Source organism: Telluria sp. GW821-FHT07G12 (assembly GCF_059418525.1).
Genome location: NZ_JBWKQA010000002.1, coordinates 856,830 through 870,709, shown reverse-complemented (window position 1 = coordinate 870,709; position 13,880 = coordinate 856,830). Strand labels below are relative to the sequence as shown.

9 protein-coding genes are annotated in these 13,880 nt (G+C 66.5%); 4 read left to right on the top strand and 5 right to left on the bottom strand.

Features of this window, described 5'->3' with window-relative positions:
• Positions 1-72: 72 nt before the first annotated feature.
• Both AC07PE_RS11840 and AC07PE_RS11835 read right to left on the bottom strand, forming a co-directional pair.
• Positions 73-510: an NUDIX hydrolase gene (locus AC07PE_RS11840; protein ID WP_498764475.1), complete on the bottom strand. Its 438-nt coding sequence runs from the start codon at positions 508-510 to the stop codon at positions 73-75.
• The gene (locus AC07PE_RS11835) at positions 507-3,794 is read right to left on the bottom strand and encodes a response regulator (RefSeq protein ID WP_498764473.1); all 3,288 of its coding nucleotides are present in this window, start codon (positions 3,792-3,794) and stop codon (positions 507-509) included. Before AC07PE_RS11835 ends, AC07PE_RS11840 begins: the two co-directional genes overlap by 4 nt.
• A 140-nt stretch (positions 3,795-3,934) precedes the next feature.
• On the opposite strand from AC07PE_RS11835, the gene AC07PE_RS11830 reads away from it, so the two are divergent.
• The 4 genes from AC07PE_RS11830 to AC07PE_RS11815 all read left to right on the top strand — a co-directional run bounded on the left by AC07PE_RS11830 (position 3,935) and on the right by AC07PE_RS11815 (position 7,939).
• A complete protein-coding gene (locus AC07PE_RS11830; protein WP_498764471.1) occupies positions 3,935-5,047 on the top strand; it encodes a mechanosensitive ion channel family protein in 1,113 nt (370 codons plus the stop codon).
• Between the two features lie 143 nt (positions 5,048-5,190).
• Entirely contained in the window at positions 5,191-5,526 is a 336-nt protein-coding gene (locus AC07PE_RS11825) for a hypothetical protein (RefSeq protein ID WP_498764469.1), read from the top strand.
• 353 nt (positions 5,527-5,879) lie between these two features.
• A complete protein-coding gene (gene glf / locus AC07PE_RS11820; protein WP_498764467.1) occupies positions 5,880-7,034 on the top strand; it encodes a UDP-galactopyranose mutase in 1,155 nt (384 codons plus the stop codon).
• A 74-nt stretch (positions 7,035-7,108) separates the two neighbouring features.
• Positions 7,109-7,939, top strand: a complete 831-nt coding sequence (locus AC07PE_RS11815) for a metallophosphoesterase (protein ID WP_498764466.1) — start codon at positions 7,109-7,111, stop codon at positions 7,937-7,939.
• 1 nt (position 7,940) lies between these two features.
• Here AC07PE_RS11815 and AC07PE_RS11810 read toward each other — a convergent pair whose 3' ends face one another.
• The 3 genes from AC07PE_RS11810 to AC07PE_RS11800 form a co-directional block, all read right to left on the bottom strand.
• Entirely contained in the window at positions 7,941-10,793 is a 2,853-nt protein-coding gene (locus AC07PE_RS11810; protein WP_498764464.1) for a M16 family metallopeptidase, read from the bottom strand.
• Positions 10,794-10,874: 81 nt separating this feature from the next.
• Positions 10,875-12,146: a lipoprotein-releasing ABC transporter permease subunit gene (locus tag AC07PE_RS11805; RefSeq protein WP_498764462.1), complete on the bottom strand. Its 1,272-nt coding sequence runs from the start codon at positions 12,144-12,146 to the stop codon at positions 10,875-10,877.
• A gap of 74 nt (positions 12,147-12,220) precedes the next feature.
• Positions 12,221-13,456, bottom strand: coding sequence for a glycosyltransferase (locus AC07PE_RS11800; protein WP_498764460.1), 1,236 nt, complete (start codon positions 13,454-13,456; stop codon positions 12,221-12,223).
• Positions 13,457-13,880 lie beyond the last annotated feature (424 nt).

Below are 13,880 nucleotides of genomic sequence, written 5' to 3'. Positions count from 1 at the left end.
CCTGGGTCGCCATCCTACCGCCAAGCCGGCAAGCGGCGCGCACGGCGCTACGCCCGCGTCAGCGGTGCGGCGTCACCAGTCCAGCGACAGCAGCCGTTCGGCCATGCGCGGCCAGCACAGCTTCGCGACCTCGTCGCGGGTGGCCCAGCGGAAGCCGTCCGTCTCGGGCGTCGGCTTGCCGGTCACGTGATGCGGGAAGAAGCTGCGGCATACCAGGTGGCCGAGGTCCGGCAGGTCCTCACCCACCTCGACCTTGTACAGGTGCAGGCACTTGTCGCGCCGGTATTCGTAGCGGCCCAGGTCCACGAAGCGAGCGGCGTCGAAGGCCAGGCCGGCTTCTTCGTACAGTTCGCGCATCGCGGCGGCCAGCGTGTCCTCGCCCGGATCCAGCAAACCCTTGGGGATGTCCCACTTGGCGGTGCCGGTCACGTGGCAGATCAGCAGACGCCCGGCGCCGTCGACCACCAGGGTGCCGCAGGAGACGTCGCGTGGTTTACCGGCCTTGCTCATGGCAGGCTCCGCGCGGCGGCTGCGAGCGCCTGCTCCAGCGCCTCCAGACTGACCGGCTTGATCAGATGCTGGTCGAAGCCGGCTTCCTGCGACAGCCGCTGGTCGCTCTGCGAGCCCCAGCCGGTCAGCGCGATCAGCACCACCTGGCGCAGCGCCGCCGTGCGGCGGATCTCGCGCGCGACGTCGTGGCCGCTCATGCCGGGCAGGCCGATGTCGAGGAATACCAGGTCGGGCACGAATTCGCGCGCGGCTTCGAGGCCGCCGACGCCGTCGTGCGCCACTATGGTGGTGTGGCCGAGGATTTCCAGCAAGGCCATCAGGCTGTCGGCCGCGTCCTGGTTGTCGTCGACCACCAGCACCCGCAGCGGACCGCCGGCGCCGTCCGCCTCAGCCACCCCTTCCTCGCCCGGCGCCGCCAGCGCATGCGGCGTGCCCGGCCGCAGCGGAAGGCGCAGCGTGAAGGTCGAACCCTGGCCGGGGCCGCCGCTGAAGGCGCTCACGCGGCCGCCGTGCAGCTCCACCAGGCGCCGCACCAGCGACAGGCCGATGCCCAGGCCGCCCTGGGCCCGGTCGAGGCTGCCGCGCACCTGGGTAAACATCTCGAACACCGAGCCGATGCTCTCCTGCGGAATGCCGACGCCGCTGTCGGCCACCGAGACCACCGCGTGGCCGTCCTCGCGCCAGGCCGACAAGACGATCCGGCCGCCGGCCGGCGTGTACTTGGCGGCGTTGTTGAGCAGGTTGGACAGCACCTGCACCATGCGCGTCACGTCCGCCTCCAGTTCCAGCGGCTCCGGCGCCAGCTCCACCGTCAGGGTGTGGCGGTTGGCCTCGATCAGCGCAGTGCTGGTCTCGACGGCGGTGGCGACGATGGAGCGCAGCAGCACCGGCTCCTTTTTCAGTTCGATCTTGCCGCGCGTGATGCGGGCGATGTCGAGCAGGTCGTCGACCAGGTGGATCAGATGGCCCAGCTGGCGGTCCATCATGCCGTGGATGCGGCCGGCCGTCTGCGAATCGCCCGGCGCCATGCGCAGCAGATCGAGGCCGGTGCGGATCGGCGCCAGCGGGTTGCGCAGCTCATGCGCCAGCGTGGCCAGGAATTCGCTCTTGCGGTGATCCGCTTCCGAGAGGTCGGCGGCGACCCGGCGCAGCTCGTCCTCGGCATTCTTTTGCGCAGTGATGTCGCGCGTGATGGTGGCCAGGCCGATATTCTGGCCGTTCGCATCGCGCACCGCGAAGCCCTTGAAGTAGACCGGGATCGGTTCGCGCCCCTGCGGCTGGGCCAGGCGCAGCTCGCCCTCCCATTCGGCGGGAGCGCCGGTCAGGGCCGCCATCATGTGGTCGCGCACGAAGGCGCGGTCCTCGCGCGGGAAGAAGTCCAGCATGCGCCAGGCGGCGATATTCGTGTCGTCGCTCAGGCCGGCCAGGCGGCGCCCGGCCGGGTTCAGGTAGATGCCGCCGGCGTCGGGCGTGAAGATGCCGATGAAGTCCGAAGACTGCTCGGCCACGGCCGCCAGGCGGCGCACGCCCTCCTCCGCGCGGCGGCGGTCGGTCTCGTCGCGGAAGTACAGGGCGATACCGTCGGCCTCCATCGGGAAGGAGTTGATCTCGAACCAGCGCGCCTGCGACTCGTCGTAGACCTCCATCCGGCTGCGGCTGCGCTCCAGCGCGCTGCGGCGCAGCAGCGGCGCCTTGCTGCTGCCGCGCAGTTCCGGGAACAGGTCCCAGAACTGGCCGCCGACGAGGTCTTCGCGGCGCCGCCGCGTCAGGTCTTCGGCCGCGCCGTTGGCATAGGTGATGCGCCAGCCGGCGTCGAGGGCGATGAAGCCTTCGCTCATGCTTTCCAGGATCGCGCGCGAGCGGTGCTCGGCGGCCTGGCGCTCGGCAGCTTCGTGGCGCTGGCCGATCACCAGCGAGGCGGTGTTGGCCAGCAGGGCCAGCGCGGCTTCCTCCTGCGGCGCCAGGTGGCCGGCGTCGCGGTAGTACAGGCTGAAGGCGCCGAGCACGGCCCCGGACGGCGCCAGGATGGGCAGCGCACGGCAGCCGCGCAGGCCGTGCGCCAGGGCCAGTTCGCGCTGGCCGGTCCACAGCGGATCGGTGGCGATGTCCGGGCTGGCGACCGCCTCGGCGCGCCAGGCGGCGCTGCCCGCCGACCCGGCCAGGGGCCCGAGCCGCACCGCGTCGAGCGCCAGCTGGAATTCGAGCGGCAGCGAAGGCGCGGCGGCGTGGCGCAGGGTCAGGCCGTCGCCCGACACCAGCTGCACCGAGGCCAGCGCGGCGCCGCCGCTGACATCTTCGGCGGTGCGCGCCAGCACGTCCAGCACGTCGCCCAGCGGCGCGTCGGTGACGGCCAGTTCCAGGGCCCCGCGCTGGCCCACCGCGAGGGCATTCGCGCGGGTGCGCTCGGTGACGTCGACGCCATGCAGCAGCACGCCGGAGATGCTGCCGTCCGGCTCGCGCAGCGGCATGCAGACGAAGTCCAGGAAGTGCTCGTCCAGCCCCGCGCGCGGCGGCGGTGCGCGCAGCATCAGGCGCGCATTGCTGGCGTCGACCGCCTCGCCGCCGCGGTACACGCGTTCGATCAGCTCGACGAAGTCCTGCCCCTCCAGCTCCGGCATGGCGACGCGCAGCGGCAGCCCATCGAGCATGCGGCCGGCGGCGAGTTCGATGAAGCGCTGGTTGGCCATCTCGACCACGTGCGCCGGGCCGACCATCACGCACATCAGGGCTGGGGCCCGGTGGAAGATGTCGCGCATGCGGTCGGTGGCGGCCTGCAGCTCGCGCACCAGCTGGTCGCGCACCGCCTGGGCGGCGCGCTCGCTGCGCGCCAGCTGCTCGTCGCGGCTCCTGATGGCGGCGCGGTGGCGCTCTTCCTCGATGCGCGCGAGCTGGGCGCGCTTGCGGTACAACTCGATGAAGACGCCGGTCTTGGCCCGCAGCACCGTGGTGTTGAAAGGCTTGGTCATGTAGTCGACCGCGCCCAGCGCATACGCGCGCTCGATCGGGAATTCCTCGGCATCGCCGGCGGTGAGGAAGATGATCGGCAAGGCCTGGGTGCGCGGGTGCTGGCGAATCAGCTCGGCCAGTTCGAAGCCGTTCATGGTCGGCATGCGCACGTCCAGCAGCACCACTGCGAAGTCGCGCGCCAGCACCTCGCGCAGGGCCGCCTCGCCGGAAGTCACCGACACCAGTTCGTCGGCCAGCCCGGCCAGCGTGGCCTGGAGCACCGCGAGATTGGCGGTCTGGTCGTCGACGAGGAGGATGCAGGTGTGGTCGGTGGCCATGCGGGGCGGACGGCGAGGTGCACAGGATGATGCAATTAAGGCAATGTATGCTTCATGCTGCTGAAAGTCAATTGTGCGCACCTTCGCGCGGGGCGCCTCCAAACTAGTACGGAGCTGTTGCACCGAACTGGAGTCCGTTGATGAGTTTCCCCTTCCTGGCGCCTCTGCGCCGGTTTTCCTTCCTTGGCAATTCCCTCGAAGACTGGGCGATCGCCCTGGCGGTCGCCGTGCTGGCGACGGCGGCGATGGCCTTCGTCCGCTCGATCGTGCTGCGCCGCCTGGCCGCCAACTCCGCCGCCACCGAGACCCGGCTCGACGACCTGGTGGTGACCATGCTGTCCCGGACCTACCTGCTGTTCATCGTCGCCTTCGGCATCTACTTCGGCAGCACCTTCCTCGAGCTGGGACGGGCGCGCGAGCTGTTCGTGTCGCGCGTGGCGGTGGCGGCGCTGCTGATGCAGGTGGCGGTGTGGGGCGACGTCGGCCTGCGCGCCTGGCGCGACCAGCTGCGCCAGGGCCAGGACGGCGCGCGCCGCAATTCCAGCGCCATCCTCGGCTTCAGCCTGCGGCTCACGCTATGGGTGATCGTGTTCCTGATGGTGCTCGATAACTTCGGCGTCAACATCACGGCGCTGGTGGCCAGCCTGGGCGTGGGCGGCATCGCGGTGGCGCTGGCGGTGCAGAACATCCTCGGCGACCTGTTTGCCTCGCTGTCGATCACGCTGGATAAACCCTTCGAGATCGGCGATTTCATCATCGTCGGTGACGTCCTCGGCTCCGTCGAGCACATCGGCCTGAAGACAACCCGGGTGCGCGGCCTGGGCGGCGAGCAGGTGGTGTTCTCGAACGGCGACCTGCTCAAGAGCCGCATCCACAACCACAAGCGGATGGAGACGCGCCGCGTGGCCTTCGTGCTGCGGGTCGCCTACGGCACCAGCGAGGAGCTGCTGTGCCGGATCCCGCGCATCATCCGCGACATCATCGCCGCCAAGCCGAACATCGATTTCGAGCGTGCCCATTTCTTCATGTTCGGCGAGTGGTCGCTGAACTTCGAGGTGGTCTACCACTTCCGCAGCCCGGACTACATCCTGCACATGGACGCGCAGCAGGACATCTTCCTGGAGATCTACCGGCGCTTCGAGCAGGAAGGCATCCGCTTCGCGCATCCGCTGTCGATCGTCAAGCTGGCCGATCCGCCGCCGGGGCTGGCCCAGGGCGGGCCCGGCGCGAGCGCACGCAACTGGCGTCATTAGAAAAAATTTAGTTGCCGCGCATGTCGCCGGACTCATCCTACATGGCGGCCATGGCCCGTCCTATACCGGCATCTATGCAGCGAGCATAGAATGAACTTACTTCCTCACGTTGAGGATCGCATAGCAACCATTCATGGAGGCGAATGATCATGGCACAGAACAACCAACAGGATAGCAATCGCAGCAAGCAAAACATCGGCCAGCAAGGCAGCCAGCAAAGCGGCCAGCGCACTGGCAGCCAGCAAAGCGACATCCAGCCGGATGACCAACAGCGCGGTGGCCAACAAGTTGGCCAGCAAGGCCAGCGGCAGGGCAGTCTGCAGGATGATGAGCTGGGCGGAAATATGCAAAGCGGCACCCAGCGAGGCAGCCGCCAAAGCGAATTGCAGAACGAAGACCAGCTGAGCGACGAAGATATGGGCAACCGCGTCGGCTCGCAAAGCCAGAATTCCCTGAACCAAAGGAACGACAAGCGCTGATTTCCGACGCGCCTGACTCCTCTGCGCACTGCCGGCTCCATGCCGGCAGTTTTGTTCTCCCCCTCATTTGCTGTGTCGCATCACAGCGATTCCCGCCCCAACGCCCAATGTATTGACGATTGCCGGCGCATCCAATTGTGCGATGCCGAACAGCTGATCGATGATATATTTTTGGCACGATATTGAACGCCGCGCCAAAGCCACGCCGCATGCCCCCCATGCGATCGACGTCGCGCCTGGCCGGCTGCGCATGCTGTCGTGTTCGTCACACTCATGTTCTTATCCAGTACCAAGCCTCAGGTCTTGCGATGTCCGCAAGCGTACAGATTCAACTCAACTTCGGGATAAAACAGATGAAAAAAAATATCGCCATCGTCGGCGCAGGATTCTCGGGAGCCGTGATTGCCAACCAGCTCGCTCAGGCGGGCTACAAGGTCGACGTGTTCGAATCCCGCCCCCACGTGGCGGGCAATTGCCACTCGGAGCGCGACCCTGAAACCGGGGTCATGGTCCACGTCTACGGTCCTCACATCTTCCACACGGACATCGAGCGCTCCTGGGAATTCGTGAACCGCTACATGGAGTTCATGCCCTACGTGAACCGCGTGAAGGCCATTACCAACAACGCCGTCTACACCCTGCCGATCAACCTCCTGACCATCAACCAGTTCTTCGGCAAGACCTTCCGCCCGGCCGAAGCCCAGGAGTTCCTGCAGGGCCTCGGCGACAAGTCGATCGAGAACCCGACCACCTTCGAGGAACAGGCGCTGCGCTTCGTCGGCCGTGAGCTCTACGAAGCCTTCTTCAAGACCTACACCATCAAGCAGTGGGGCCTGCAGCCGAGCGAACTGCCGGCAAGCATCCTGAAACGCCTGCCGGTGCGCTTCAACTACGACGACAACTACTTCAACCACAAGTACCAAGGCATGCCGAAGGACGGCTACACGGTGCTGGTGGAGCGCATCCTGGACACGCCAGGCGTGACCGTGCACCTGAACACGAAGTTCGATCCGGATTCGAAGGTCGACTACGACCACGTGTTCTACAGCGGCCCGATCGACTCCTGGTTCAAGCATATGGAAGGCCGCCTGCCCTACCGCACGCTGGACTTCGAAGTCTTCCGCGCACAAGGCGACTATCAGGGCAATGCCGTCATCAACTACTGCGACAACGCCCAGCCCTACACCCGCATCACCGAGCACAAGCACTTCTCGCCGTGGGAGCAGCACGAAGGCTCGATCATGTACAAGGAATACAGCCGCCAGTGCGAGGAAAAGGACGTGCCCTACTACCCGATCCGCCAGGCGCGCGAGAAGGCGCAGCTGGAGCGCTACGTCAACCTGGCCAAGCAGGAAGACAACGTGACCTTCGTCGGCCGTCTGGGCACCTACCGCTACCTCGACATGGACGTCACCATCAACGAGGCGCTCACCACCGCCGACAAGTTCCTCGAGGCCGCGCAGCAGAACGCGCGCATGCCGGCTTTCGCCATCGACCCGCTGGCCTGATCGCGGTTTGGTTCAGCCCCGCGTCCGGTTTCTTGCCGGCGTGGGGCGCGCGTAGCGGCTATACTGGTCCGATCATGCGAATTCAGCTTTTTTCGGACCTGCACCTCGAGCGCGATCCCGGCTTCGAACCCCTCCTCCACGCCGGCACCGACGTGGTCGTGCTGGCCGGCGACATCGGCTCCTACCAGGCCCGCTCGCGCCTGCAGGACGAGGACTTCGGCCTGGCCCGCTTTTCCCCGCAGCGCACCGGGCACGCCGCGCGCGTGCTCTACGTCCCCGGCAACCACGAATTCGACAGCCTCGAATACGAGGACGCCTACGAGCGCCTGCAGCGCGTGTGCGCGCATCTGGGCATCGAATGGCTGGACCGGAGAACGCTGATCATCGACGGCGTGCGCTTCATCGGCAGCACCCTGTGGGCCGATTTCGATGCCGTCGCCGGCCAGGAATCGGAGCTCGCGAAGCAGCTGCAGGCGCGCGGCAAGGCCTTCCGGGCTGCCAACTACTACCTGGCCAAGAACACCACATTCCGCAAGGGCGAGCCTATCCTCGCGGAGGGCCAGCGCGAGATGTCCTTAAGTTGCCAGGACTGGCTGCGGGCGGCATTGACGGAGGCTTTCGACGGGCCGACGGTGGCCGTGACCCATTACGCACCCAGCCTGCGCAGCGCCGACCCGCGCTACGGCGTGTCGCCCGGCACGGCCGGCTTCTGCAACAGCATGGACGACATGATCCCGTATGCGGACCTGTGGATGCACGGCCATCTGCACTGCGCCAACGATTACCTGGTCGAAGGCGAGGCCGGCGGCGTGCGCCGGACCTGCCGCGTGGTCGCCAACCCGCTCGGCTATGCCAGCAAGGGCGAGCAGGCGGCCTTCCGGCCGGAGCTCATTATCGAGGTATGAATCAGCGAGGCGCCTGCGCCACCGCCGGCTTCGCATCCTCCGGATTCAGCACCACCTGCACATAATTCCCGGTGTTGAAGTAGCGCTGCGCCGCCAGCTGAACATCCTCGGGCGTGATCTTTGCCACGCGCTGCATCTGGTCGAGGTAGCGGTGCGGGTCGGTGCCATAGAGTTCCGAACTGCCCAGCGCGGACGCCCACCAGGCGTTGTTGCGCAGGTTGCGCTGCCAGCTGATGCTCCAGTTCTTCTTGACCTTGTCGAGGTCGGCCGGGTCCGGCCCCTCTTTCTTGATCCGCTCGATCTCGGCGAACAGCGCCGCCGTCATGCGCTCGACCTGGTCCGGCCCGGTCGGCAGCGAGGTGCCGATGCGGTAGTGCTCATATGGCGTACGCACGATACCGCCCGACATGCGGCCGCTGTAGATCAGGCCTAGCTTCTCGCGCAGCACGTCGATAATGCGCAGGTTCATGATCTCGACCAGGGCGTCCAGGCGCAGGGCCTCCTCCGGCGACCAGGTGGCCGGGCCGGTGAAGGCGAGCGTCACATTGCTCTTCGGCTCGGAGCCCGCCTTCACCTCGCGCTTGACGACGCCGCTGGCGTAGCGCAGGCCGACGTCGCGGTAGGCCACCGGCAGGTCCGCCGCCGGCAAGCTGCCCAGGTAGGCAGCGAGCAGCGGCTTGATCTTCGCCACGTCGAAATTCCCCGCGAGGACGAAGGTAAAGCCCTTGGCGCTGGAGAAGCGCTGGCGGTACAGCGCGATGCTGCGGTCCAGGTCCACCGACTTCAAATCGGCCAGCACGGTGGCGCGCGGCTCGTAGGGGTGTTTGGCGTACAGGGTGTCGACCAGCACGTCGCCGTAGCGGGCCTGCGGGGTGGCGTCGCGGTGGCGCAGCGCCTCCTCTTCCTTGGCCAGGTAGGATTTGTACAGGCCCTCGTCGCGGCGCACGCCGTCGAAGCGCAGCCACAGCAGCTGCAGCATGGTCTCGAGTTCCTCGGGCCCATTGCCGGCGCCGCCGCTGATCTCCTCGTAGTCGGCGCCCATGCTGGTGCCGACGTTGGCGTTGCGGCCGGCCAGCATCTTGCGCAGCTCGAGGGGCGTAAAGTCCTTCAGGCCCATGGCCGCCACCAGTTGGGCAGCGTGGCGGGCATTGACCAGGTCCTTCTCGTCGAACAGGTTCTGGCCGCCGAAGCGGCGCGCGGTCAGCACCACCTGGTCCTGCTGGAAGGTAGTCGGCTTGAGGATGGCCTTGACGCCGTTCGAGAACGTCAGGCGCGTGATGCCGAGCGACTTGTCCTCGCTTTCGGCGACGATGCTGCCGGGCTTCGCCGGTGCGTCCATCAGGCGGCTCGCCAGCGCCTTTTCGTCGCGGGCGGCAACGCTTGCCTTCTCGCCGGCCGCGACCTGCGCCAGCAGCTGCGCCGAGCTCGGTGCCGGCACGGCATCGGTGCCGACGTAAACCACCAGCTTGTTGGTATCGCCGGGGATGAAGCCGCGCGCGAAAGCGTTCACCTCGTCGAGAGTGATGGCCGGCAGCAGCTCCTGCACGATGCGGTGCTCTGCTTCTGCGCCCGGCAGCGGCTCGCCGGCCAGGAAGTTGCGCAGGTATTCGGCCACATAGCTGGCGGACGAGGTGTTGTTGCGCTCGTTGTAGCCGCGCTCGTGGCTGCGCTGCAGGCTCTTGCGCGCCCGGTCCAGTTCGGCCTCGCCGAAGCCGTGCTGGCGCGCGCGCTGCTGTTCCTGCAGCACCGCGGCCAGTGCCGGCGCGGAACCGCCGGCGCCCAGCGTGGCGCGCATCTGGTAGGCGCGGTAGCGCGGCGTCAGCTGGCCCAGGCCGCTGCTCGCGCCCAGGAAGGGCGGATTCGGCTGCTGCGATACCTCGACCAGCCGCTGCGACAGCATGGCCCCGGTCAGGCGCTCGAGCAGGCGCACGCGGTAGGCGCCGTAGGTGCTGCGGTCCGGCGTGTCGCTGACCGGATAGCGCACCGTCACCTCGTTGATCGGCATCTCGCGGTCGGTCACGGCCAATGCCTCGGTCGCGGGCAGCGGCTTGATGTCGACATAGTTGCGCGGACGCGGCGAGGCCGGGTTCTCCAGCGGCCCGAAATGCGCCTTGATCTGTTTTTCGAGTTCTTCCGGCGCCACGTCGCCGACCGCCACCACGGCCATCAGCTCCGGGCGGTACCAGTCGCGGTAGAAGCGGCGCAGGGCTTCCGGCTTGAAGCTGCGGATCACTTCGTCCCTGCCGATCGGGAGGCGCTCGGCATACAGCGAGCCGCCGAACACCTTGGGCAGCAGGACCTTGTTGATGCGCTCGCCGACGCCCTTGCGGGTGCGCGACTCCTCGAGGATGATGCTGCGCTCCTGGTCGATGGCGGCGTCCTCGAAGGCGATGCCGTGCGCCCAGTCCTCGAGGATGGTGAAGGCTGTGGCGATGTGCTCCGGCTTGTCGGTCGGTACCGGCAGGATGTAGACCGTCTCGTCGAAGGAGGTGTAGGCGTTCAGGTCGGCGCCGAACTTCACGCCGATCGACTGCAGGTAAGACACCAGCTCGTGCTTCTTGAAGTGGGTCGAGCCATTGAAGGCCATGTGCTCGGCGAAGTGCGCCAGTCCGCGCTGGTCTTCGTCTTCGAGTATGGAGCCGGCCTTGACCACCAGGCGCAGCTCGAGCCGGCGAGAGGGATTCTTGTTCTGGCGAATGTAATAGGTCAGGCCGTTCGGCAGCTTGCCGATCTTGACCTCGGGGCCGGTCGGGACCACGGCGCTCGGGTCGAAGGCGGCGCTGGAAACGCCGGGGACCAACAGAGCGGTGGCGATGGCGGTGGCGAGAACGGTACGGGTAAGAAAGCGGCGCATCCGGCGGATCCTTGCAGTATTGATTACGAACTGCAAAGCTTAACAGCCAGAAACCTCGAAAGATACGCTAATTCTCACCCATTACTCATAGCGCAGGGCCGCCGCCGGTTGCAGGCGCGCCGCCGACCAGCTCGGATACAGGGTCGCCACGAAGGCCAGCAGCACCGCCACCCCGCCGATGCGCCCGACGTCGCCCCAGCGCAGGTCGCTCGGCACCTCGCTGATCAGGTAGATGTCCTTGGCCAGGAACTGCACGCCGAACAGGTGCTCGATGGCGGGCACGATATGGTCCACGTTGAGCGCGACCAGCACGCCGAAGGCCACGCCCAGCAGGGTGCCCAGCACGCCAACCAGGGTCCCCTGGATCACGAAGATGCGCATGATCGAGCGCGGCGAGGCGCCCAGGGTGCGCAGGATGGCGATGTCGGCCTGCTTGTCGCGCACCGTCATCACCAGCGTGGAAACGAGGTTGAACGCGGCCACCGCGATGATCATGGTCAGGATTACGAACATCATGCGCTTCTGTGACTGCACGGCGGCGAACCAGGTCGAATTCACACGGGTCCAGTCGCGCACGAAGAAGCGCTGGTCGAGGCCGCGCGCCAGCTCCACCGCGACCTTCGGCGCCGCGTACATGTCGGCCAGGCGCAGGCGCAGGCCGACCGGCGCGCTCAGGCCCTGCAGCGATTCGGCGTCCGCCACGTGAACGAAGGCCAGGGCCGAGTCGAACTGATAGTTGCCGGAATCGAAGACGTCGGCCACGGTGAAGACCTGCTGGCGGGTCGAGATCTGGCCCGGCTGCGCGGAAGCGCCCGGAGCCGCGACCAGCAGGCGCACCTTGTCGCCGGGCTTCACGTCGAGCGAGCGGGCCAGTTCGCTGCCCAGCACCAGGTTGGCGGAGCCGGGCTGCAGCGCCGCCAGGTTGCGGGCATGGGTCTGCTGGGCGATCTCGGACACCTTGACCTCGGCCTCGGGCAGCACGCCGCGGATCACCACCGGTTTCATGGTGTCTTCGCGCAGCAGCATGCCCTGCGCTTCGGCGAAGGGCGCGGCGGCGACGATTTCGGGATTGCGCAAGGCCTGCTGCTGGATGGTGCGCCAGTCCGGCATCGAGCCGTCGGCGGCCATCACCTCGACGTGGGCCAGCACCGAGAGCATGCGCGCCGTGACCTCCTTTTCGAAGCCGTTCATCACGGACAGCACGACGATCAGCGCGGCGACGCCGAGCGCGATCCCGGCCACCGAGATCAGGGAAATGAAGGAGAGGAAGCGGTTGCGGCTGGCGCGCTTGCCGGCGCGGGTATAGCGCAGGCCGATCAGCCACTCGTAAGGCAGGCGGTGCAGGATAGACATCCGCGCATTTTGCCATAAAAGCAAAAAACCGCCCACGCATTGCTGCGGGGCGGTTTGCGCGGCGCGCAGGCGGCTTATTCGGCGGCCTGGGCTTTCTTCGGCTCGTCGTCGATGGCGACGGCCTGCGCTACCGATTGCTTGACCGGCAGGGTGCTGACCTTGCCGCCGGCTTCGGCGATGTCGGCCAGGTCGCCGTTCAGGCGCTGGGCGCGGTTGCCCGGCTCGGTGGTCTGGATCAGCTGGTGCATGGCGTTGGCGGTCTTGTCCCACGAGGTGCCGGCGACGACGGTGCGCATGCGCTGCGCCAGATCGGCCTTCTGCTCGTCGCTCAGGGCCAGCATGCGGTCGCAGGCGGCGATGAACTCGGCCGGGGTTGCCGCGATCTCGACGACGTGGCTATAAGGCACCTTGACGTCGGTGATCGGGGTGGACACCGACGGCAGCTCGGCTGCCATGTACTCCAGCACCTTGGTCGGCGAGATGAACTTGGTCGATTCGTTCATCGCGAACGGCAGCAGGCAGACGTCCCAGCCGGCCAGGAACTTCGGCAGTTCGTCGTAGGTGCGCTGGCCCATGTAATGGATGTTGGCGGCTTGCGGCAGGTGCGCCGGGTCGATCTTGACGACCGGGCCGACCAGCACGATCTGCCAGTCAGGGCGGGCGGCAGCCATCTCGCGGATCAGCTCCGTGTCGAAGCGCTCGTCGATCACGCCGTAGAAGCCCAGGCGCGGACCTGGGATGTGGGCCTGGTCCGGGTGGCTGTACGAACGGTCCTGGGCTTTCTGGAAGTGCTTGGCGTCGACGCTGCTCGAGAAGCAGTGGGCGTTGGCATGGCGCTCCTTCTTCGAGTTGTACAGGCTCGGGCCGCCCGTGAAGCACAGGTCGGCGATGTTCAGCAGTGCGCTTTCGCGCTGCACCAGCTGCTTCGGCGGGTTCTTGAAGGCGGCCAGTTCGTCCATGCAGTCGTAGACGACCAGCGAGGGCTCGAAGCTTTGCAGCAGCGGCAGGGCCATCGGGGTGTAGAACCAGACGACCGGCTTCTCGCCTTCCGGCAGCAGGTCCGCCAGCAGGGTTTGCAGGGTCGGGATCTGGTCGTCATGGAAGCCGGGAGCATGGATCGCGGTATGCGGCTGGCACACCGTAATGTTCGGCGCGACGGCCGTCTTCTTCAGGTGTGCCTGCCCTTCGTGATAGACCGGCTCCTCGACGATGAGGATTCGGTAGTGTTCCGCCAGGCGAGTCATCAGGTGCTGGGGACGCTGAAAGACAAAGTCCCAACGCAGGTGGCAAAACACGATAAGGGTTGGCATTTTACAAGTTCCTTTCGCCTTGGGGCGTTCTAGTTAATCTGGAATTCAGCCGGCCGGTAACTGGCTTGTGCGCTTGGACGCGCCGGTTTCCGGGGTGCCGGACCCGAGAATCGTAACATGCAAAATTCTCAAGATTTTCGTTTGCAAATTGCAATATTGAAAACAAGAAACAAAACCGGCCAAGGCGGCCCCTGCGCCCCTAGGGAACTTGTGACTGTCAGTCAAAAATGTAGGTTTAGTCCTACGATTAATCAGGAAAAAACCCGACGAAAAAACATCGTGCACTCAAGCGTGCGCGGGGTGTTAAATGGAGAACGGAAGGGGCTGAAAAACGTGTTTACGGGGAAGGAAACGGTGATTTGCGGGGATACGGCGCACTAAACGTCGTTTCCCCGCACTAAACAGGTGCACCGGGAGCCGGGCC

Bases quoted from the DNA above. Each gene is read 5' to 3' on its own strand.
- AC07PE_RS11835 (WP_498764473.1), bottom strand. From the start codon at position 3,794: ATGGCCACCGACCACACCTGCATCCTCCTCGTCGACGACCAGACCGCC.
- AC07PE_RS11800 (WP_498764460.1), bottom strand. From the start codon at position 13,456: ATGCCAACCCTTATCGTGTTTTGCCACCTGCGTTGGGACTTTGTCTTT.
- AC07PE_RS11840 (WP_498764475.1), bottom strand. From the start codon at position 510: ATGAGCAAGGCCGGTAAACCACGCGACGTCTCCTGCGGCACCCTGGTG.
- AC07PE_RS11805 (WP_498764462.1), bottom strand. From the start codon at position 12,146: ATGTCTATCCTGCACCGCCTGCCTTACGAGTGGCTGATCGGCCTGCGC.
- glf (WP_498764467.1), top strand. From the start codon at position 5,880: ATGAAAAAAAATATCGCCATCGTCGGCGCAGGATTCTCGGGAGCCGTG.
- AC07PE_RS11810 (WP_498764464.1), bottom strand. From the start codon at position 10,793: ATGCGCCGCTTTCTTACCCGTACCGTTCTCGCCACCGCCATCGCCACC.
- AC07PE_RS11830 (WP_498764471.1), top strand. From the start codon at position 3,935: ATGAGTTTCCCCTTCCTGGCGCCTCTGCGCCGGTTTTCCTTCCTTGGC.
- AC07PE_RS11825 (WP_498764469.1), top strand. From the start codon at position 5,191: ATGATCATGGCACAGAACAACCAACAGGATAGCAATCGCAGCAAGCAA.
- AC07PE_RS11815 (WP_498764466.1), top strand. From the start codon at position 7,109: ATGCGAATTCAGCTTTTTTCGGACCTGCACCTCGAGCGCGATCCCGGC.